Consider the following 21474-nt stretch of genomic DNA (forward strand, 5'->3'; position numbering starts at 1 on the left):
TGAATTCTTACAGAAATTTTGCAGGCTCAACAATGGCTCTGGGCAGGGGACTGTTGTCGCCAGTGTCTAAAGATCCGCGTGGAACTCTTCGATCAGGTGGCGCACGACGGCCTTGCCAGGATCTTCCCCGCGCGCGGAAGCCTCGGCATGAACGCGGCGCTGGCGTGTGGCCGAGGTGCCGTTTTCGGCGATCTGCCGCAGGCGGGCCAGTTCCGACATTGTGCCCAGTGCCTCGGCGTCTTCGGCCAGCAATCCCATCAGATCACCGATCAGGTCGGACATGGGTTTGATCGAGCGATCGCCGAAATCGATCAATCCTTCGCCCACACCATATCGCTGCGCGCGCCAGCGGTTTTCACCTATCAGAAAGCGATCATATTGCCGCCAGCGCAAGTTGCGATCTTTCAAGCGGCACAACATTCTGGTCAACGCCTGAACAAGGGCGGCCAGTGAAAGCGTGTGTTCCAACCTTGGCTGGACATCCATAATCCGCGTTTCAAGCGTTGGAAAGCGATGCGAGGGGCGCAGGTCCCACCAGATCTTAGTGGTATCTTCGATGACCCCAAGTTCAATCAAAATACCCGTGGTGCGCTCATATTCGCCCCAGCTTGCAAAGACCGGTGGCAGACCGGTACGTGGCAGATTGTCAAAGACGGTCAGACGGTACGACGACAGGCCCGTATCCTCGCCGTTCCAGAAAGGCGAGGACGTTGACAACGCCAGAAGATGCGGCAGGAAGTAAGACAATTGCGGCATCAGATCAGAACGCAAGGCTCGGTCTTCGACCCCGACATGAACATGCATGCCGCAGATCAACATCCGGCGGGCCACGCCCCCAAGCGCGTGTTGCAGCGCATCATAGCGTTCCTTTCGGGTGTGATGCTGATCCTTCCAGTTCGCAAAAGGGTGGCACGACACGGCTATTGGTGACAGGTTATATTCCGCAGCCCGTTCCGATACACAGGAGCGCAGGCGTTTCAGGTCCTCGCGCGCCGAAGCAACGGTTGCATGCGGGCGGGTGCCGACTTCTATCTGACATTGCAGGAATTCGGGGCTGACCTGTCCTTCGAAATCATTCTGACAGGCTTCCATCAGCGCTTCGGGAGCTTCGGACAATTGGAGGCTGTCGCGGTCTACAAGAAGGTATTCTTCTTCGATCCCGATCGTGAATTCCTGCTGCATGGCGGCCCTCGCGGTAGTTATTTTGATCAGTGAATACGGAAATTTTCTTTTTGCCAAGGGTTTGCCCGGCTTGTCCTTGCAGAGGAACGACCACCAAAGGTATGGAATAACGCAGCAAAGACCACGGAGCCAGCGACTTGAAACCCAGAAAATTCCCGCAGATCAACGCCGCCCTGGATGAGCTGGGTGTGAAACTGGTCGACAAGGTCACCGAACAGGATGAGCGCGCGCGGCTGGAAGCTTTTGAGGCTGCCGGAGGTCTGACGCGCCCCGTCTATGCTTTGTCGCCGGGAATGGATGGGTTTGATATTTCGCAACTGGTCAGTGAATACGCCGCGAATAAGCATGCGCTGGACGCGCTGAAGGATCCTGAGCGCAATCAGACCGGCTATCGTGCTGGAAACGGCTATTACGACAGCCCCGACGCGGATGCCTTGTATCTGATGATCCGACGCTTTCAACCCCGGCGGGTTATTGAGGTTGGATGCGGAAACTCGACCAGAGTAACCCGGCAGGCGGTCATCGATGGCGGGTTTGACACCAACATTACGGCAATTGATCCGTATCCCCGCGCTGACATCGCCCAAGTTGTTGATCGGTTCGAACAAAAACGGCTGGAGGATGCCGATCCGGCGCTGTTTTCAGAGCTGGAAGCCGGCGACATCCTGTTTATTGATTCCAGCCACGTCGTGCGGATGAGCAACGACGTCGCTCATCTTTTTTGCCGCATCATTCCAACACTGAAGCCCGGAGTGGTGATCCATGTGCACGATGTTTTTCTGCCCTACGAATACCCCAAGCGGTTCTTCTATGACTGCCCGGGTTGGGGTGAGCAATACATGCTGCACGCTTTGCTGCAATCTGGCGCGTATTCAATGCTTTGGCCGGGATATTACCTGCAACAGGATCGACCCGATGCCGTCGCCGATTTGCCCTTTTTGGCTGAAGGGCGCGCGCAAAGCATCTGGGTGCAGCTAAAAGAAAAATGATCTCAGACTGATCCGGCGTGACGAAAGCCCCGTATCCCTTTCCATAACAAGCTGGAGAGGAGAAGACAGCCATGTTTCGTCGTACTTTTTTGGGCGCCGCCGCCGCATTTGCATTTGCCATGCCGGTCAAGGCGCAGGCTGCAGATATCGTTGATACCGCTGTAGCGGCCGGATCGTTCAACACGTTGGTTGCCGCAGTTCAAGCTGCAGGTTTGGTAGATACCCTGAAAGGAAAAGGTCCATTCACCGTCTTTGCCCCAACAGACGAAGCGTTTGCCGCTTTACCCGAAGGCACGGTGGAAACGTTGTTGTTGCCGGAGAACAAGGATCAACTCGTGTCAATCCTTACGTACCATGTTGTACCAGCCAAGGTGATGTCCGGCGACATAGCTGGCAAGCGCGCGAAGGTTCTGACTGTACAGGGTGATCGGCTGAGCGTGAATGCCAAAAACGGCGTCAAAGTGAATGACGCCAAGGTCATACAGGCAGATATCGAAGCCAGCAATGGCGTGATCCACGTGGTTGACGCTGTTATCCTGCCGGAATGACGCTCTGTTCCTTAAGAGATCAAAGCCCCGGCGTATGACCGGGGCTTTTGCTTTTCTGAGCTGGTAGATTAGATCAAACGAACCTGTGTGCCGACCTTAACCAGCGGATACAGTTCTTCGACATGCTGGTTGTAAAGGCCGATACAGCCAGAAGAGCTCTGCCGGCCGATCTTGCGGGTGTCATGCGTGCCATGAACCAGGTAAGCGGGCCAGTCCAAATACATTGCACGTGTGCCCAGCGGGTTTCCGGGATCACCGCCATCGATCCGAATAGGCAGGCTGGGGTCACGCTCGCGCATCGAGGCAGTCGGTGTCCAGCTTGGAAACTCGGTCTTGCGCACAACTTTTGTGTAGCCGCGTTTTGTAAGCTCTTCGCTCATGGGCACAGAGCTGGGGTACAGCTTATAGGTGCCATCCGGTGCCCAATAGTGAACCGCGCGGCTGGTAATGTCGGCCAACAGGCAGCCTACGCCCAGCTCATCAAAATGGTCCTGCCAGTTTTGCTGCGAGAAGGACGACACATTGCGCCGTACCGGCAACTGTGTGCTGATCGCGTCTTCGGTTTGCGGGAAAGCATCAGTGCTTTGTGCCCGAACAAGGGCGGGGGTCGCCATCAGGGATGCAACGCCTAGCAGGGCGGAACGACGGGTTATTCGGGAGTGGGACAAGGGTGCCTCCGGTAAATTCACTGCTCAATGTGTATTTGGCGGCAAGATATTTCCATTGGTCGCAATTTTCCAGAGTGACGCACCTGAATTTCTTGTGAACGTGGGGAATTTGAACGCTGCTCGGCGGAAAAATGCAAAAACCCGGCCCTGAATAGGGCCGGGTTCCATAGTCATGCAGGCTGAAATCAGTCCATGGCTTTGAAGTTGAACTCGCCACCTTCCTTGATGCCCGACGGCCAGCGTGCGGTTACTGTTTTGGTGCGGGTGTAGAACTTGAAGCTGTCCGGGCCATGCTGGTTCAGATCGCCAAACATGGATTTTTTCCAACCACCAAAAGTGTGATAAGCCAGCGGAACGGGGATCGGAACGTTGATACCCACCATGCCGATATTGATCCGGCTGGCAAAATCGCGCGCTGTGTCACCGTCGCGGGTAAAGATCGCTGTGCCGTTTCCGTATTCGTGGTCCATCGCCAGACCGATCGCCTCTTCGTAGGAACCTGCACGGACAGTCGACAGAACCGGGCCAAAGATCTCCTGTTTGTAGATGTCCATGTCCGGAGTGACGTGGTCAAACAGGTGCGGGCCGACAAAGAAGCCGTCCTCATAACCTTGCAGGCTGAAATCACGGTTATCGACGACCAGCTTTGCGCCTTGCTCGACACCCGAATTGATCAGACCAAGGATACGCTCTTTCGCGGCGGCGGTTACTACAGGGCCCATGTCGACATCGTCACCAGCGGTGTAGGGGCCCACTTTCAGCTTTTCGACGCGCGGGATCAGCTTTTCGATCAGCTTGTCCGCGGTTTCTTCACCAACCGGAACCGCAACAGAGATTGCCATGCAGCGTTCGCCTGCTGCGCCAAACCCGGCACCGACCAGCGCGTCGGCGGCCTGATCCAGATCGGCGTCGGGCATGACGATCATGTGGTTCTTGGCACCACCAAAACACTGGGCGCGTTTGCCGTTTGCGGTGGCACGGCTGTAGATATACTGAGCGATCGGGGTAGATCCTACAAAGCTGACACCCTGAATGATCTCGCTGTCGAGGATCGTATCAACGGCCTCTTTGTCACCATTCACGACCTGGAACACACCCTTGGGCAGGCCGGCTTCGACAAACAGTTCGGCCAGCATCAGCGGAACCGAGGGGTCACGCTCGGACGGTTTCAGAACAACGGCGTTACCGCAGGCCAGTGCAGGACCGACATGCCACAGGGGCATCATCGCAGGGAAGTTAAAGGGCATGATCGAACCCACGACACCCAGCGGCTGGCGCATGGAATACATGTCGATGCCGGGGCCTGCGCTGTCGGTGAACTCGCCTTTCAGCATCTGAGGCGCACCGATGCAGTATTCGATCACTTCCAGACCACGCTGCAAGTCGCCTTTGGCATCGGGAATGGTCTTGCCGTGCTCGCGGCTTAGTGCCTCGGCCAGTTTGTCCATGTCGCGGTTCATCAGGCCGACCATTGCCATCATGACACGTGCACGTTTCTGAGGGTTGGTTGCGCCCCATTCGGGCTGGGCAGCGGCTGCGGCCTCAATCGCCGCCGTGGTTTCCGCAGCACTGGCCATCGGGCACTTGTATTGAACCTCGCCCGTTGCCGGGTTGTAGACGTTGTCGAAACGACCGGATGTACCGGCGACCATTTCGCCGTTCAGGAAATGGGTCAGATCTTGCATCAATAACTCCTCCGATAGATTTGTGCGCACAATAGGCTTGCAGAAATCCCGCGAACAGAGGCAATATCTCAAAAGAGTTTTGCAAAAATGCAAAGGTAAATGGTGTGACCCCAAACTGGGATGATATGCGGATCTTTCTGGCCGTGGCACGCGAGGAAAGTCTTTCTTCCGCAGGTCGTATCCTGAAAATCGATCCCGCTACGGTGGGGCGGCGTGTTGCGCGATTGGAGGCGACGCTGGATTCCACGTTGTTCACCAAGTCGCAGCAGGGCTATGTCCTGACACCGGCAGGTCAGCGCCTGTTGGAGCATGGGTTGCATGCGGAAGAGGCGATGCGGGCAGCCGCCGGAGCTGTGGCCGGATCCACGAAATCACTCAGCGGGCAAATCCGGATCGGCGCGCCAGATGGCAGCGCAAATTACCTGTTGCCCCAGGTCTGCGCCAGGATCAGCGATTCTAACCCGGAACTGGATATTCAGATTCTGGCTCTGCCGAGGGTGATCAACCTTTCAAGGCGCGAGGCCGATATGGCCGTGACCGTCAGCGCGCCAACCGCAGGGCAGCTTTTGGTCAAGAAAGTCAGTGATTACAAATTGCACATGGTCGCGACCGATGAATATCTGAAACGTCACGATCCAATCCACTCGGTCGCTGACCTCAAGGGGCACCGATTGATCGGTTACATTCCCGACATGATCTTTGACCGGGAACTGGATTACCTGAACGATATTGGGGTTGACCGTGTCGCGCTTGCATCGAACTCGGTCTCGGTGCAATTGCGGCAGGTCAGTTTGGGAACTGGCGTTTGCGTGGCACATGACTTTACGTTGCCTTTCCATCAGGGGCTTCGGAAAATCCTGACGGATCAAGTGAGTCTGACGCGCAGTTTCTATCTGGTCCGGCATGAAGGAGATCAGCGCAACGAACGGTTGAACCGCTTTGCCGATGCCCTGACGCGCGGTATTCGCGAGGAAGTGCTTCGATTGGAAGCAGATGCCGGTGCTTGACAGGTCGCCACAATCGCGCAACGCTTTGGAATAAGTGTTATTATTCCGGAGGAATTCTTCATGTTGGTACAGGCTATCCTGACGTCCAAAGCGACAGACGGCGTTGTAACGGTGGCGCCAATGGCGACGGTTTCAGAAGCCTCGAAGATTCTTGCGGAAAAGCGGATCGGGACGGTTGTTGTTTCTGACGATGGCGGAGAAACCGCGATTGGAATTCTGTCTGAACGCGACATCGTCCGCGAGCTTGCCGCCAGCGGTAGTGGCTGTCTCGACCAGCCTGTAAAATCCTACATGACGCAGGACCTGATCACGACGACGCGTCAGGCCTCGGTTCAGGATATCATGGCCCGCATGACAGAAGGGCGCTTTCGCCATATGCCGGTTGTCGAAGACGGTAAACTGATCGGCATCGTCACACTTGGTGACGTGGTAAAGGCCCAGCTGGCCGAACTGGCGATGGAAAAAGATGCCCTGGAAGGCATGATAATGGGGCACTAACAGCAAGGGGTGCCAAAGCAATCACTTGCACCTGCAGCAAAGTTGTGTTTGCTTGCGCAGAAATTTTATTGCGCAGGAGGGCGTGATGCGGGTTGGTTTGTATCCGGGAACCTTTGACCCTATCACCATAGGGCACATCGATATCATTCGCCGGGCGGCTGCATTGGTGGATAAACTTGTCATTGGCGTCGCCATCAACCGGGACAAAGGCCCGTTGTTCTCGCTGGAAGAGCGCGTCGCGATGATCGAGGCCGAATGCGCCGAACTGACCGAACAAACCGGCACAGAAATCATCGCTCATCCCTTCGAAAATCTACTGATCGATTGCGCAAGGGATGTCGGTGCACAGATCATCGTGCGCGGTTTGCGCGCTGTCGCGGATTTCGAGTATGAATTCCAGATGGTTGGTATGAACCGCGCACTGGACGACTCGATCGAGACTGTCTTTTTGATGGCCGAGGCACGCCATCAGGCGATTGCTTCAAAACTGGTGAAAGAAATTGCCCGCTTGAACGGGGACGTGTCAAAGTTTGTCACGCCCCGTGTCAATGCCGCACTGCGTGAGCGGTTAGGCTAGGGCGCCCATCGCGGCGGCCGTATCCAGCATCCGGTTTGAAAAGCCCCATTCGTTGTCATACCAGGCCAGCACGCGAACCAGCGTACCGTCGGTGACTTTGGTTTCTGCCAGTGACACCGTCGAGCTGTGCGAGTCGTGGTTGAAATCGACCGAGACCAGAGGACGGCTTTCCGCGGCCAGAACACCGGGGATCTTTGCCGCGGCATCAATGAACAGTTGATTGACCTCATCTTCGGTCGTTGGGCGCGAAACCTCGGCAACCAGATCAACGACTGAAACATTCGGGGTTGGTACCCGGATGGCCTGACCCGTCAATTTGCCCTTGAGTTGCGGTAGTACCAGCCCCACAGCGGCGGCTGCACCGGTTGTGGTAGGGATCATCGACAGGGCTGCGGCGCGCGACAGGTAGGGGTCTTTTCCAACCGTGTCATGCACAGGCTGGCTGGCGGTATAGGCGTGAACGGTGGTCATGTTGCCATGTTTGATGCCAAGACCAGCGTCCAGCGCTGCGGCAACCGGAGAAAGGCAATTCGTGGTGCAGGATGCGTTCGAAACGATCAGATCGTCGGCGGTTAGTTCGCTATCGTTGACACCAAAGACGATGGTTTTCACACCGCCGTCACCCCGTGCAGGGGCTGAGATCAGGACTTTCCGTGATCCGTTCTTGAAGTGACGTTCAGCCGCTTCTCGTGTGCGGAAAACCCCGGTGCATTCCAGAACAACGTCGATATCAGACCAGGGCAGGTCTTCGGGATTACGCTCACTGCTCAGGCGGATCGGGCCGCGGCCCACATCCAGACCGGCGTCTGTAAGCGTGACAGGGTTGGGATAACGGCCATGAACGCTGTCAAATTCGAACAGATGCGCGTTCATGTCGGGCTTGCCCAAGTCGTTGATCGCGACGATTTCAACGTCTTTACGTCCGCTTTCCATCACCGCGCGCAGAACCCCGCGCCCGATCCGTCCAAATCCGTTGATCGCTAGTTTCAGGGTCATGGTTCGCTCCGTACAAATATCTCAGCCATATGAGTTAGCGCTAACAATTACAGATCAAGCGAAATGTCAAGAAAAACCTCTGTCATCGCCAAAAAGCGAGCCAGTCCAGAAAGTCGTATAGCTTCTTACCGAGGAACAACATGTGCTCGGTTCCATACAAGGCTACGTCCAGCATCATGCCCCCAAGCAACAGGACGCCAAGCCAGATAGCGATTTGATTGTTCATGTCGGTTCCGAACGAAAATGCCCGCCCAGATAACCTGAGCGGGCACCAACGTACAAGCGAAGTCCGAAGGGTCAGTTAAGGCGGCCCATGGCGACGGCTACGTCTGCCATGCGAACCGAGAAACCCCACTCGTTGTCATACCAGGCCAGCACACGCACCATGCGATCATCGACGACACGGGTCTGATCAGGTGCGAAGATCGAGCTTTCTTCGGTGTGGTTGAAATCGGTTGATACCAGCGGTGCGGGCTCATATCCCAGAACGCGCTGCATCGGGCCCTTGGCTGCTTCTTCGACGATTGCGTTGATCTCGGCCACCGAGGTGTCACGCGACGCGCGGAAGGTCAGGTCAACCGCTGAAACGTTCGGGGTAGGGACCCGGATGGCAGACCCGTCCAGACGGCCTTTCAGGTTTGGCAGAACTTCACCCAAAGCTTTGGCCGCACCGGTTGAGGTCGGGATCATCGACATTGCGGCAGCGCGGGCGCGATAGAGGTCGCTGTGACGACGGTCCAGCGTGGGCTGGTCGCCGGTATAGGCGTGAATGGTGGTCATGATACCGTGTTCAATGCCGACGCCCTCGTCCAGCGCCTTGGCCAGCGGGGCCAGGCAGTTGGTGGTGCAGGAGCCGTTCGACACCATGTTGTCGTTCGCGGTCAGAGTGTTGTGGTTCACACCAAAAACGATGGTTTTGTTCACGTTCTTGCCGGGAGCGGACAACAGCACCTTACCTGCACCGCGATCCAGATGTGTTTTGGCCTTGTTGCCGTCATTGAATTTACCGGTGCATTCCAGAACGACGTCACAGCCTTCCCAGTCCAGTTCATTCATATCGTAGGTGGAAAACATCTGCATCGGGCCACGGCCCAGATCCATTGTGTTGCCTTCGATCGAAACTTCGCGCGGGAACCGCCCGTGAACGCTGTCATATTTCAGCAGATGCGCAGAGGTTTCCAATGGGCCGGTTGCGTTGACTTTGATCACTTCGATGTCGTTACGCCCCGACGCGGCGATGTGCGACAGGGTGCAGCGGCCAATACGGCCAAAACCATTGATACCGACCTTGATGGTCATGTGACGTCTCCTGATGCGCTTGCGTTGAGGGCCATATAGCGGCGAAATGGGAATCTCAAAAGGGCAAAAACGGCATATTTTTAAGGTGTTAGCGCAAACCTGCGACGGTTGCGCTAACGCTTGCGCTAGCCGTTGGATCAGGTAGGGTCCAGATGCGGCAGTGATTGGGAAAGGAAACGCAATGAGTGGTCTTTTGGCCTTGTTGGACGATGTGGCCGGGATCGCCAAGGTTGCGGCGACATCGGTGGACGATGTCGTGGCCGCGGCGGGCAAGGCAGGGGCCAAGACGGCCGGTGTGATCATCGACGACGCTGCGGTAACACCAAAATACGTTCAAGGCTTTGCCCCGGCGCGCGAATTGCCGATCATCTGGCGTATCGCGCGCGGTTCGGTTTTCAACAAAATCATACTCCTGTTGCCGGTAGCCTTGCTGCTGGCCAATTTCGCCCCGTGGCTGATCACCCCACTGTTGATGCTGGGTGGATCATATTTGTGTTTTGAAGGTGCCGAGAAGATTTTTCACGTTCTGTTTCCTCATGGAAGTCACGTCATAGAGGAAGACATGAAAAACCGGGATCCGGGCCATCTGGAAGAGCAGAAGGTCAAGGGCGCGATCAAAACTGATTTTATCCTCTCAGCCGAGATTATGACCATTGCACTGGCGGCGATCGAAGCGCCAAACCTTTGGATGCAGGCCGCAACTTTGGCCGTTGTGGGGATTGGCGTGACTGTGGCGGTTTATGGCTCGGTGGCGTTGATCGTGAAGATGGATGATGTTGGGCTTTATCTGGCGAGTAACGCTCCAACGCCTGTTGGTCGTGGCTTGGGTCGCGGTCTGGTCAAGGCAATGCCGGCTGTGATGAAAACCTTGTCGGTCGTCGGAACTGCGGCGATGCTTTGGGTCGGTGGCTCGATTGTCATCCACGGTCTGGAAGTGCTTGGTTTTGGTTGGCTGCAGCATCAGATCTATGACTGGGCCAAAGCGATTGCGTATTCAGCGCCCGAGGACTGGGCCGCTGCGGTGAAATGGCTGGCCAAAGCGACAATGGACGGAGTTCTGGGCCTAGCCTGGGGACTGGTTTTGATCCCAATGGCCACCAAGGTGATCATGCCTTTGTTCGGCAAGTCCAAAGCGCACTGAAAAGAAACGGAAAAGGGCGGCTGAAGCCGCCCTTTGGTTGATTGTTCTGGTATAAGCTTACAGCCCCAACAATTCCTTGACCTTGGCCACGGTTGCTTCGGCGGAGATGCTGAAATGCTTGTATAGCTCACCGGCAGGGGCCGAGGCACCAAAGCTCGACATGCCGATGAACCCGGCTTTGGCTTCGCGGCCACGTTCACCCAGCAACCAACGATCCCAGCCGCCAGCACGAACCGCGGCTTCGATACCAACGCGGACCGGACCTGCCGGAAGGACGCGCTTGCGGTAGGCTTCGTCCTGCTCTGCGAACAGCTCCATGCAGGGCATCGAAACAACACGCGTGCCGATACCTTCGGCCTCGAGCGTCGCTTTGGCTTCCATGGCCAGCGACACTTCGGAACCTGTTGCAATCAGGATCGCCTGACGCTTACCTTCTGCCTCGGCCAGAACGTAAGCACCCTGAGCGGTCAGGTTCTTGGTCTTGTGCTCGGTACGAACCGTTGGAACACCCTGACGGGTCAGCGACAGGACCGAGGGGCTTTCCTTGAAGGTCAGCGCCAGTTCCCATGCCTCGGCCGTTTCAATGGTGTCAGCGGGGCGGAACACAAAAGTGTTGGGGGTTGCACGCGAGATCGCCAGATGTTCAACCGGCTGGTGGGTCGGGCCATCTTCGCCCAGACCGATCGAGTCATGGGTCATCACAAAGACGCTGGGGATCTTCATCAGCGCGGCCAGACGCATGGACGGGCGGGCATAATCTGTGAAGGCCATGAACGTGCCGCCATAGGGACGGATACCACCATGCAGCGCCATACCGTTCATCGCGGCCGCCATGCCGTGTTCACGGATACCGTAATGGATGTAGCGACCCTTGCGGTTTTCCGGTAGGAATACCCCCATATCGGCCGATTTGGTGTTGTTCGATCCGGTCAGGTCCGCCGAACCACCAACGGTTTCGGTCATGATCGGGTTCACAACGTTCAGGACCTTCTCCGACGACGAACGGGTGGCCAGTTTTGGCTGGTCTTCGGACATCTGCTTTTTGAAGGCACGAATGGCGCCAGCCAGTCGCTTGGGGGTCTCGAACGCATAGGCGCGGGTGAACTCAGCCTGCTTACGCTCGGACAGTTGTGCGAAACGCGCTTCCCATTCCGCACGCTCGGCAGCGCCACGCGCACCGATGGCTTCCCATGCGGATTTGACATTGGCAGGCACGTCAAACGCGTCATGCGTCCAGCCATAGGCCTTCTTGGCAGCCTTCAGCTGATCCGGATCGGTCAGCGCACCGTGCCCCTTTGACGTGTCCTGAGCCGCGTGGCCCAAAGCGATGTGGGTTTCGCACGCGATCATGGTCGGCTTGTTCGACTTCTTCGCCTGAACGATGGCCGCGTCGATGGCCTTGGGGTCATGACCGTCGATTTCGATCACATGCCAGCCCGACGCCGCAAAGCGGCGAACCTGATCGGTGCGGTCCGCGATGTCGACGGTGCCGTCGATGGTGATGTTGTTGTTGTCCCAGAAGACGATCAGCTTGCTCAGCTCGTGACGGCCGGCCAGCGTGATTGCCTCCTGGCTTACGCCTTCCATAAGGCAACCGTCGCCCGCGATGACATAGGTATAGTGGTCAACAACCTTCTTGCCATAATGTGCACGCTGGATTTCTTCGGCCATCGCAAAGCCCACGGCGTTCGAGATACCCTGACCCAGCGGGCCGGTCGTGGTCTCAACACCAGCGACCAGAAAGTTTTCGGGGTGGCCTGCGGTTTTTGCGCCCAACTGGCGGAAATTCTTGATCTCCTCCAGCGTCACATCTGCATATCCCGTAAGGTACAGCAGCGAATAGACCAGCATCGAACCATGGCCGGCGGACAGGATGAAGCGGTCGCGATCCGGCCAGTTCGGGGCCGAGGCGTCAAACTTCAGATGCTTTTCGAACAGGACGGTGGCGACATCAGCCATGCCCATGGGCATACCGGAATGTCCGGAGTTTGCAGCGGCGACGGCATCAAGGGTCAATGTGCGGATGGCCGCAGCTTTGTCCCAGTGTTCGGGGTTGGCATTGCGCAGCGCAGTCAGGTCCACGGGCGTTGTTCCTTTGGATAAAAAGCAGATTGCGGGCTCAATACCACTCAGCACTCAAAGTGCAAGCAGAACCGGGGTTTATCCGCTTGGATTGCTTGAAGTGCGCGGCCCAAGTGGTTGAAAGCAAACAGTGGGTATTTTCTGTCGCATTCCGTTAGACTGGCGGCAGGCGGGATTCGATTTTGATTCGGATCGCTTCGCGACAGAATGAACCTTGATAAAGAGGTGACAGGGGCATGAGCCAACTTGAGGAATTACAGCACCGCATTATTGCGGCGATGGACCGTATCGGAGCGGGCGTCGACGCATTGGGCGGTGCGACCGTAGATGCCCGGCCAGATGACGGCCTCCAGGCAGCGCTTGAAGATGAAAAAGTTGCGAACGCGCAGCTTCAGGAACGTCTGAGAACCCTGAAGGAACAGCACGAACAGGAAGTGGACGGGTTGCGTGCCGATCTTGAGGAGTTGCGAACCGCTCCGGCCGATACAGCCGAAACAGACGCTCTGCGATCCGAGCTGGAAGAAGCCCGTGCGAAAATCGCATCGGTCGAAGCCGCGCGCGCTGAATTGGCCGAAGCCAAGGCCGCATTGGACAATAGCACCGAGCTGGAGGCGCTGAAGGCGGAAAACAGCCGTCTAAAGGAAGAACTGTCAGACACTGTCCGCGTCGACGACCTGAGCGCCGAGCTTGAGATGCTGCGCGCTGAACGGACCAGCCACGGCGCTGCAATGTCGCGGCTGGACGACGATCTGCAACGGATGCGCAAGGCAAACGAGCAGTTGCGCACTGCGATAGACGAATTGCGCGCCGCCGCCGCAGAAGGTGTCGCAGATGCCGAGCTGCTGAACCGGGCCACCGTCGCGGAACTGGAAGCAACGCGCGCGGCGCAGGCGTCAGACGCCGCCGAAGCGCAGGCCGTTCTTGCAAGGTTGGAACCTCTGCTCTCGCAGGCGAAACTTGTTGAAGGTGAGGTAGAGTAATGCCCGAAGTGACCATTCATATCGGCGGGCGCGGTTTTGACGTATCCTGCCGGGACGGGGAAGAGCCCTTTCTGCACGCTGCCGCCAAAGTGTTGGACGACGAGGCGCAGGTGCTGTCCGATCAGATCGGTCGTATGCCGGAATCCCGCATGTTGCTGATGGCCGGTTTGATGCTGGCCGACAAGACTGCGGCGACAGAGGACAAGGTCAAGTCGCTCGAAGGGAAACTGGCCGAAGCCGAAGCCGAGCTTCAGGCGCTGCGAAGCGCCCCGGCGCCCGAACCTGAGCGCATTGAAGTGGCTGTGGTTCCACCATCCGTTACCGATACGCTGGCCGAACTGGCCGCACGGGCCGAAGCGCTGGCCGCAGTAGTTGAGGAGAAAAAGGCACGATGAGGTTCCTGAGCAAATTCATCTGTGCGGTGGCGCTGATTGCGCCCGCGACAACAGCATTGGCTGAGATCGATATTCTGTCTGTCACCTTCACCTGCGAGAACGGAATACCGCTGCCTGTCACCTATTTCAACGCGCCGGACAGTACGGGTGCAGCGGCAACCTTGGTGGACAATTCTCTGGTTGTGATGCGTCAGGTCCAAAGCGGGTCTGGTATCCGCTACGAATCCATTGGTGATGGTGGAACCTACATCCTGCGTTCGAAAGGGTGGGACGCGTCCGTAAGCTATTTGGCGGCAGGCGCCGCCGTTGAGCAGGAGATCTACCGGGGTTGTTCCAGCCGTTAGGCTGGATTACGCGTTTGCTTCGCGAATTTTGTCGGCTGCTTCCTTGTTGTAGCCGACGTTGTTTTCGTCGAACAACGCGTCCAGTTCGCCCGACAGAGTCATCTCGGTGATGATATCGCAGCCGCCAACAAACTCACCTTTGACGTAAAGCTGGGGCACAGTGGGCCAGTCGGAATAATCCTTGATCCCCTGACGCACCTCTTCATCGGCCAGAACGTTCACATCCGTGTATTCAACGCCCATGTAGTTCAACACCCCGGCCACGCGCGAGGAGAACCCGCATTGCGGCATTTCCTTGGTGCCTTTCATATACAGCACCACATCGTTGGCTTTGACGGTTTGGTCGATCTGGGTCTTAACGTCGGTCATCTTGTTTTTCCTTTTCATCCGCACCTGCGGGGATTGTTCCATCACTGGGCAAACTGGGTGCCCATCCTTCCGTTTCAAGCCGCCGGTGTTCGGCCTGCGCCATTTCCACCGGATCAAGCCCGTACCTCTCAAGGCCGCCCACTTTGCTGAGTTCACCCGGATCTGGACGCATGTCGGCGAGGTTGCGTTTTCTGTTCCGCTTCACATAGGCTTCGATCAGCGCGGCGGCAACTATCAAAGCTGCGATTGCTGATATCCAAACCTGCCATGAACTCATTTTTTGGGAACCATCGCTTTGGCGTAGGCCTGTGGGTCTCTGGTGACCCGAGACACGGTTACATGACCACCGCCGCCTCCCAACACGGTTCCGTGGTCTATCAATTGGTCTCCGTGACCAGGTTTCACACCCCGAATTTTGTCGGAGCGCCTATTTTTCATTGCCGATCTGATAATAAAGGCGCTGCCGGCAAAGGCAATCAGTCCACAAATGCCGTATATCCAGACGGTTGCACTCACTCAGGTACTTTCGTCGTCAGCGCCAGCGCGTGCAGCTCACCATCTGGGCCATCCATCTTGCCTTTCAGCGCGGCATAAACCGCGCGTTGTTGCTGCACCCGGTTTTTGCCGCGAAAGCTCTCGTCCACCACCATGGCGGACATATGAACACCGTCGTTGCCGCCGACCTGAATATCCGCATCAGGAAAAGCTTCTCGCAGCAGGTGTTCGATTTGATGGGCGCTCATCGGCATGTAGGTAACTCCTGAAGGTCTTTCCAAAGATGTAGAGCGCCTGAACCGGGCGCGCAAGGGCACATGAATATGCCAAAACGACGAAACCTGCGCTTATTCAGAACGCAGGTTTCGAGCGAGATTTATTCAGCCTGATCAGGCGACGGCGTCGGCAAAGCTGTTGCGGAAAACGGTCGTCAGGTCTTCTAGCGAGGCCTCCGAACCGCCGATCCTGACGGTATCTCCAGTAAAACGACCTACAGAGGCCAGCGGAACACCTGCCTGACCTGCCGCGATCATCAACGCCTCGGCCTGATCAAAGTTGCACGCGATCAGATACCGTGCCTGATCTTCCCCGAACAGGAAGTCCGTCGGTGCATCATCGAGACAAACGCCAACCCCGGCGGCCTCGGCCAGTTCGAAGGCCGCAAGCGCAAGACCGCCATCACTCAGGTCTGTGCAAGCCTTGATCATACCTCGATTGGCGCGAATGAAATCACCATTGCGTTTCTCGGCGTCCAGATTCACATGTGGCGCGTCGCCATCTTCTCGGTTGAAGACCTCGGCCAGAAGGGCGGACTGACCCAGATGGCCTTTGGTTTCGCCGATCACCAAAGCCACGTGGCCTTCGCGCACCTCATTGCCGATGATTTCATCACTGTGTTTCAGCAGCCCGACAGCGCCAATTGTGGGGGTGGGCAGGATCGCCTGACCGTCGGTTTCATTATACAGTGACACGTTGCCTGACACGATCGGCATATCCAGCGCGCCGACTGCGGCGCCGATGCCCTGAATGGCGCCGACAAACTGACCCATGATTTCGGGCTTTTCCGGGTTGCCGAAATTCAGGTTGTCCGTTGTGGCCAGCGGTTTGGCGCCAACAGCCGTCAGGTTGCGGTAGGCTTCGGCCACCGCCTGTTTGCCGCCCTCAACCGGGTTGGCACGGACGTAGCGTGGGGTCACATCAGAGGTAAACGCCAGCACCTTGTCGGTGCCGTGGACGCGCACCATACCCGCACCCAGACCCGGTGTTCGGTTTGTATCCGCCATCACCATCGTGTCGTACTGCTCATAAACCCATTGCTTGCCCGCGTAGTTGGGCGATGACAACAGGGCGCGCAGGCCGTCAATCGGGTCGATCTGAGGCACTTCGGCCAGGTCCTCGGCTTCGGGCGTCGGCACCCAAGGGCGATCATATTCGGGCGCGGTCGAAGACAGTTTGGACAGGACGAGATCGGCCTTGACCTCACCGTTATGCATGATCAGGAAACGGTCCTCGGCAATCGTTTCGCCGACGATGGCAAAGTCCAGGTCCCATTTCTCGAATACGGCGCGGGCCTCGGCTTCAAGCTCGGGTTTGAGAACCATCAGCATGCGTTCCTGAGATTCGGACAGCATCATTTCATAGGCTGTCATATTCTCTTCGCGCTGGGGGACGTTTTCCAGATCCAGGCGCACGCCCAGACCACCCTTGTCGCCCATCTCAACCGCGGAACAGGTCAGGCCCGCAGCACCCATGTCTTGAATTGAGATCACGGCACCGGTCTGCATCAGCTCCAGCGTCGCTTCCATCAGGCGTTTTTCGGTGAAGGGATCACCCACCTGAACAGTGGGGCGTTTTTCCTCGATGGTATCGTCAAACTCGGCCGAGGCCATCGTTGCGCCACCAACACCGTCGCGTCCGGTCTTGGCGCCAAGATAAACCACAGGCATGCCCACGCCCGACGCGGCAGAGTAGAAAATCTTGTCACTGTCGGCCAAACCGGCGGCAAAGGCGTTCACAAGGCAGTTGCCGTTGTAAGCCGGGTGAAAGCGCACCTCGCCCCCAACGCAGGGAACACCGAAACAGTTGCCATAGCCGCCAACACCTTCGACCACGCCGTTGACCAGCTGGCGGGTTTTGTGGTGGCCGGGTTCTCCGAAGGACAGCGCGTTCATCGAAGCGATCGGGCGCGCACCCATGGTGAACACGTCCCGAAGGATGCCGCCGACACCCGTTGCCGCACCCTGGTAGGGTTCGATGTAAGACGGGTGATTGTGACTTTCCATCTTGAAAACCACGGCCTGTCCATCGCCGATATCCACGACACCGGCATTCTCGCCCGGTCCGCAAATGACCTGAGGCCCCGAGGTCGGAAGAGTGCGCAGCCATTTCTTCGACGACTTGTAGGAACAATGTTCGTTCCACATAGCCGAGAAAATACCAAGCTCGGTAAAGGTCGGTTCACGCCCGATGATCTCGAGGATCATATCGTATTCCTCGGGCTTGAGCCCATGTGCTGCAATCAGATCGGGTGTGATGGCGGGCTCTTGCATCTTCTGTCCTGTGTCCAAGTGGGCCGAGATTGCGCGCCTTGTAGGGCAAGCGCGCGCGTGTGGAAAGGGTCAAGACGGCGCAGGTCGCGTCTTTCAAAGAAAAACGGAACCGGCATCACGGCCGGTTCCGTTAAACCGCACAGCAGTCCTGCTGCAAATCGCCGACGTAAACCCCGAAGGTTACGCCGATCCCTGGTCTTTGTTGACCTCGGCAGCAGCTGCGGCGCCAACAGCAGTCTTCTGTTCGGGCGTCAGATGCTCGACCTCTTCCAGCCCGGGAATTGCAACGCGCACCTCGCGGCGGGCAAAGTCGATGCCGTTGGCCTTGAACTCGGCCTTGACCTTGTTGAAGATTTCTTTGCGCAAGGTGAACTGCTTGCCCGGTTTGGCCATGAATTTACCGCGAATGATCATGCCCACATCGTCGAAGTCGAACACACCCTGAGACTTGAAGGGTTGCAGGAAGCCTTCTTTGTGGGTTTCGTCCTCCATCATTTCGGCCCCGATCTTCTTGAAGATTTTCTTGACCTTGTTGGGATCGGTATCGAAGGGCACGGTGAACTTCAGCTTCATAATCACCCAGTCACGGCTGTAATTCGTCAGCTTCTGGATTTCACCATAAGGGATTGTGTGCACAGGCCCCCTGTGATGACGCAGTTGCATTGAACGGATCGAGATTTTTTCGACCGTTCCGGTGGTTCCGCCCACATCGACATATTCGCCGACGCGGAAGGCATCATCGACCAGAAAGAAAACACCACCGACGATATCCGCCACCAGTTTCTGAGCACCAAAGCCGATGGCCAGACCCAGAACACCGGCACCGGCCAGAAGCGGTGTGATGTTGATACCCAGCGCACCCAAGGCCAGCAGGCCAAAGATTACCGAAATTGTGACTTGGGCCGTAATCCGCATCAGCGGCAGAACCGTCGCCAGACGAGAGCCCCCGGCACCGCCGCCTTCACCGCTTGCTTCCTCGTCGACTGCTTCAGCTGCGGTCTGTTCCTTGGCCAGCCTGCGGTTGATCCATAGTGAAACAACCTCGTTCAGGATGTAGCCGACCGCAATGATCAGAAGGAATTCAATAACAGCGCCGCCAACTTCGGCACTGACACCGGCCGAGGCGACATTGCGCAGGTCAAGATGCCACGTGCGGGCGATCATGAAAACCACGACCAAACCCGCAATAACCCGCCCAATCCGGATATAGCTGCGCTTGGCCGCGCGATGAGCGCGTTCGGCCAGCGGGCCTTCTCCTGACATTGGCGGCTGCAAGTGGCGCACCAGCCCGCGGATCAAAGTGTCGAGGGCAGGGGCAATCAGCAACCAGAACATGGTTGTGAAATGCGCACCACCTCCAAGCAATCTGAGCGTCGACGGATCGCGTTGCGCGACCAGGAATTCGACCAGCAGCCAGATTGTCACCGAAACGCCAATGGCGAAGTAGGGATAATAATGCGCAACTTCTTCATCGAATTTTGTGCGGTCCGGGTCTGTTCCCAGCATCATCTGAGACAACCCGTCGCGCGCGGTCCAAGCGATGACGGCGATATAGACATGGATTGCCGCATTCAGCCAGAAGGCGATGCGTGTGTCGTCCCCTGTGATACCATTTAGGGCGTTGAATCGCACAACAAACAGTGTGAACCCGATCAGGATCAACAGCCCGATCAGATTGCGATGCAGATATTTTGCCCAATGGTCGTCAATACTCACCAGCCGATATTTTGGCTTCTCCGGTGCCAGAACAAAACGTGAGGCCGCAGCCCCCAGGCGTGGAATCCAGATCAGATAGAAAACAAACGGAGCGGCATAAGTGATCTGTTCGGGTGTCAGAAGCCCGCGACCAATCGCGCGAATGACAACATAGAACACGATCAGCCCGGCAATTTCGCGGCAGAACCTTCGGAACAGGTAACTGATGGCGCCCCTGAGATCGGCCTCATCCCCAACTTCGGTCGCTTCATGCCAGCGACGGGTCAGGAAAATGAACAGTTTCTCGGCTATGAAACCCGCAATCAACACAGAAAGAATAAGCCCAAACAGGGTAAGGACGCCGGACGTTCCAAACGTGTCGCTGAAATTGCCAAACGCAGTTATCTGTGCCGTGACAATATTGGGAAGCGTGGTCAGAACATGTGTCCAGGACGAGACCATCTCGGCCCATATCTCACTGATTTCGGTCAGCGGGTCTTCCACGTTCGCCTTCTCGGCAGCCTGCTTTTCGGCGACCGCATCAAGGCGCTCTAACAGAATGGCGCGCACCTGGTCATCTGACATGCGGGCAACCAGACCATCGACCTGCTCAGGTGTTAGATCGTCCGGAATGGTCACTGAAGAAGTTGAGCCGGTATCTTGCGCATAAAGCGGAACCGCCAAAAATAGAGTGCAGACAATCGCCAACATAAGGCGGAATGGGTGGAACATGATTCTCCCTCGAACACGAAATTATCTCGTTTTTTTGGGATCATATGCCTATGCGTGTATTTTTCCCAGAGCTTTCGCTGACTTGATGCAACGCCTAGAGCAAAAAAAAGGCCGAGCAATAAGCTCGGCCGTAGTCCAACAGGGAGGTATGAAGATGATGAGCGTTTCAGCATCACCGCCTTCGAGTGCTCATTTAGGGGTCAGATTGTAAACGTTCAAGGAATTTAACCCTGAAATGTCCTCATGCCCGCTATGCCATTTATGCATAGCTAAAGTTTTCCCATCTTTTTCAGTTGTTTGCGCTGTGCGATGATCTCGTCCTGCACAAAGTCGCGGAACGCCCCGACACGTTTGGAGTGTCGGAGTTCTTCGGGATAAGCCAGATAGACCGGCACGTCAGCGGTTTCGACATCCGACAGAACTGGCACAAGATGCGGGAAATCCTGTGTGACGTAATCTGGCAGAACCCCAATGCCGAGATTGTGCAACACTCCCTGAAGGACGCCGAAGTAGTTGTTTACCGTCAACAGGGATGCGGGATTGTAGGTCATAAGGTGGCGAACCATGGCCGCGCTGGCGCCCACCTGGGGTGCCGCGGGTGTTTGACAGATCAGCCGGTGATTTTGGATATCCTCCAGAGATTTCAGCATTCCACCATGGGCTTCGATGTAGTTGTGCGTCGCGTAAAGCGCCATCTGAACCGTCATCAGGCGTTTTCGCACAAGATCTGCCTGGCTGGGTTCCTTCATGCGAATGGCGACATCCGCTTCTCGCATGGGAAGGTCCAGAACTCGTTCTTCCAGCATCAGGTCGATGTTCAGATCAGGATATTGTTCATAAAGCTTGGGCAGGCGAGGGGCGAGCCACAGTGTGCCGAACCCAAAGGTCGTCGTGACCCGAAGAACGCCAAAGACCTCTTCTTCACTGTCGCGAATGCGTGCGGCAGCTGCGTCCAGCCGTTTTGACATGGCGGATGTGGCGTCGAACAACAATTCACCCTGTTCGGTGAGAATCAGCCCCCGGGCGTGACGGTGAAAAAGGGTGGCATCCAACGACTCTTCCAGCGCACGGATCTGTCTGCTCACGGCGGATTGAGACAAATTGAGCTTGTCCCCGGCATGTGTGAGGCTGCCCGCATCGGCCACCGCGTGAAATATTCTAAGCTTGTCCCAATCCATCGCCGCAACTTTCGTTATCTTTTCGAACGCCTATATGAAACAGGTAACAAGTTCTACAATCAAAG

At 56.8% G+C, this 21474-nt stretch carries 22 protein-coding genes; 9 read left to right on the top strand and 13 right to left on the bottom strand.

The genetic code is table 11. The features are described from left to right. Positions 1-66: 66 nt before the first annotated feature. Positions 67-1182, bottom strand: a complete 1116-nt coding sequence (locus tag ACR0ES_RS00980) for a carboxylate-amine ligase (protein WP_480485758.1) — start codon at positions 1180-1182, stop codon at positions 67-69. Between the two features lie 137 nt (positions 1183-1319). Between ACR0ES_RS00980 and ACR0ES_RS00985 the strand changes: the two genes are divergently transcribed. Both ACR0ES_RS00985 and ACR0ES_RS00990 read left to right on the top strand, forming a co-directional pair. Continuing rightward, complete coding sequence (locus tag ACR0ES_RS00985) at positions 1320-2171, top strand: class I SAM-dependent methyltransferase (protein WP_480772647.1); 852 nt, start codon at positions 1320-1322, stop codon at positions 2169-2171. Between the two features lie 71 nt (positions 2172-2242). Next, complete coding sequence (locus ACR0ES_RS00990; RefSeq protein WP_480869240.1) at positions 2243-2719, top strand: fasciclin domain-containing protein; 477 nt, start codon at positions 2243-2245, stop codon at positions 2717-2719. 68 nt (positions 2720-2787) lie between these two features. Here the strand turns inward: ACR0ES_RS00990 and ACR0ES_RS00995 are convergent, their stop codons facing one another. Beyond that, the gene (locus tag ACR0ES_RS00995; protein WP_480517736.1) at positions 2788-3333 is read right to left on the bottom strand and encodes a L,D-transpeptidase; all 546 of its coding nucleotides are present in this window, start codon (positions 3331-3333) and stop codon (positions 2788-2790) included. 239 nt (positions 3334-3572) lie between these two features. Then, the gene (locus tag ACR0ES_RS01000; RefSeq protein ID WP_209596112.1) at positions 3573-5072 is read right to left on the bottom strand and encodes a CoA-acylating methylmalonate-semialdehyde dehydrogenase; all 1500 of its coding nucleotides are present in this window, start codon (positions 5070-5072) and stop codon (positions 3573-3575) included. A 125-nt stretch (positions 5073-5197) separates the two neighbouring features. On the opposite strand from ACR0ES_RS01000, the gene ACR0ES_RS01005 reads away from it, so the two are divergent. From ACR0ES_RS01005 to coaD, 3 genes are all read left to right on the top strand, one after another. Continuing rightward, complete coding sequence (locus ACR0ES_RS01005; RefSeq protein ID WP_480869655.1) at positions 5198-6079, top strand: LysR family transcriptional regulator; 882 nt, start codon at positions 5198-5200, stop codon at positions 6077-6079. A gap of 60 nt (positions 6080-6139) precedes the next feature. Beyond that, positions 6140-6577 carry a CBS domain-containing protein gene (locus ACR0ES_RS01010; protein WP_267363439.1) on the top strand — a complete coding sequence of 146 codons (438 nt, stop codon included), beginning with the start codon at positions 6140-6142 and terminating at the stop codon, positions 6575-6577. A gap of 85 nt (positions 6578-6662) precedes the next feature. Then, positions 6663-7154: a pantetheine-phosphate adenylyltransferase gene (gene coaD / locus ACR0ES_RS01015; protein ID WP_209596116.1), complete on the top strand. Its 492-nt coding sequence runs from the start codon at positions 6663-6665 to the stop codon at positions 7152-7154. On the opposite strand, the gene gap (ACR0ES_RS01020) is transcribed toward coaD, so the two are convergent. The 3 genes from gap (ACR0ES_RS01020) to gap (ACR0ES_RS01030) all read right to left on the bottom strand — a co-directional run bounded on the left by gap (ACR0ES_RS01020) (position 7146) and on the right by gap (ACR0ES_RS01030) (position 9449). Continuing rightward, complete coding sequence (gap, locus tag ACR0ES_RS01020) at positions 7146-8150, bottom strand: type I glyceraldehyde-3-phosphate dehydrogenase (RefSeq protein ID WP_480558493.1); 1005 nt, start codon at positions 8148-8150, stop codon at positions 7146-7148. The genes coaD and gap (ACR0ES_RS01020) overlap by 9 nt on opposite strands. A gap of 82 nt (positions 8151-8232) precedes the next feature. Continuing rightward, positions 8233-8376, bottom strand: coding sequence for a hypothetical protein (locus ACR0ES_RS01025; RefSeq protein WP_209596120.1), 144 nt, complete (start codon positions 8374-8376; stop codon positions 8233-8235). A gap of 71 nt (positions 8377-8447) precedes the next feature. Next, positions 8448-9449, bottom strand: a complete 1002-nt coding sequence (gap, locus tag ACR0ES_RS01030) for a type I glyceraldehyde-3-phosphate dehydrogenase (RefSeq protein WP_480869242.1) — start codon at positions 9447-9449, stop codon at positions 8448-8450. A 181-nt stretch (positions 9450-9630) separates the two neighbouring features. Here gap (ACR0ES_RS01030) and ACR0ES_RS01035 point away from each other — a divergent pair, with 181 nt between their 5' ends. Next, positions 9631-10590 (top strand): DUF808 domain-containing protein, encoded by a 960-nt coding sequence (locus tag ACR0ES_RS01035; protein ID WP_480537784.1) that lies wholly within the window; start codon positions 9631-9633, stop codon positions 10588-10590. 57 nt (positions 10591-10647) lie between these two features. On the opposite strand, the gene tkt is transcribed toward ACR0ES_RS01035, so the two are convergent. After that, positions 10648-12672: a transketolase gene (gene tkt, locus ACR0ES_RS01040; RefSeq protein ID WP_480485748.1), complete on the bottom strand. Its 2025-nt coding sequence runs from the start codon at positions 12670-12672 to the stop codon at positions 10648-10650. 236 nt (positions 12673-12908) lie between these two features. On the opposite strand from tkt, the gene ACR0ES_RS01045 reads away from it, so the two are divergent. From ACR0ES_RS01045 to ACR0ES_RS01055, 3 genes are read left to right on the top strand one after another with little or no spacing between them, the layout of a single operon-like run. Continuing rightward, on the top strand, positions 12909-13652 hold the full coding sequence (locus tag ACR0ES_RS01045) for a hypothetical protein (protein WP_480481109.1): 744 nt from the start codon (positions 12909-12911) through the stop codon (positions 13650-13652). Continuing rightward, complete coding sequence (locus ACR0ES_RS01050; RefSeq protein WP_209504034.1) at positions 13652-14047, top strand: cell division protein ZapA; 396 nt, start codon at positions 13652-13654, stop codon at positions 14045-14047. The genes ACR0ES_RS01045 and ACR0ES_RS01050 overlap by 1 nt, the downstream gene beginning before the upstream one ends. Further along, positions 14044-14391 (top strand): MliC family protein, encoded by a 348-nt coding sequence (locus ACR0ES_RS01055; protein WP_480869243.1) that lies wholly within the window; start codon positions 14044-14046, stop codon positions 14389-14391. Before ACR0ES_RS01050 ends, ACR0ES_RS01055 begins: the two co-directional genes overlap by 4 nt. A 6-nt stretch (positions 14392-14397) precedes the next feature. Here ACR0ES_RS01055 and grxD read toward each other — a convergent pair whose 3' ends face one another. From grxD to ACR0ES_RS01085, 6 genes are all read right to left on the bottom strand, one after another. Then, positions 14398-14760, bottom strand: coding sequence for a Grx4 family monothiol glutaredoxin (gene grxD / locus ACR0ES_RS01060; protein WP_480481103.1), 363 nt, complete (start codon positions 14758-14760; stop codon positions 14398-14400). Beyond that, positions 14747-15037 carry a hypothetical protein gene (locus tag ACR0ES_RS01065; RefSeq protein ID WP_480558487.1) on the bottom strand — a complete coding sequence of 97 codons (291 nt, stop codon included), beginning with the start codon at positions 15035-15037 and terminating at the stop codon, positions 14747-14749. The genes grxD and ACR0ES_RS01065 overlap by 14 nt, the downstream gene beginning before the upstream one ends. Before the next feature lie 235 nt (positions 15038-15272). Further along, entirely contained in the window at positions 15273-15509 is a 237-nt protein-coding gene (locus ACR0ES_RS01070) for a BolA/IbaG family iron-sulfur metabolism protein (protein ID WP_267363417.1), read from the bottom strand. 135 nt (positions 15510-15644) lie between these two features. After that, positions 15645-17804, bottom strand: coding sequence for a phosphoribosylformylglycinamidine synthase subunit PurL (gene purL, locus ACR0ES_RS01075; RefSeq protein ID WP_480869245.1), 2160 nt, complete (start codon positions 17802-17804; stop codon positions 15645-15647). Between the two features lie 180 nt (positions 17805-17984). Then, entirely contained in the window at positions 17985-20231 is a 2247-nt protein-coding gene (locus ACR0ES_RS01080) for a mechanosensitive ion channel family protein (RefSeq protein WP_480481097.1), read from the bottom strand. Positions 20232-20500: 269 nt separating this feature from the next. Next, positions 20501-21409, bottom strand: coding sequence for a LysR family transcriptional regulator (locus ACR0ES_RS01085; RefSeq protein WP_480481095.1), 909 nt, complete (start codon positions 21407-21409; stop codon positions 20501-20503). Positions 21410-21474: the final 65 nt, after the last annotated feature.

Source organism: Ruegeria sp. N7 (genome assembly GCF_056531345.1).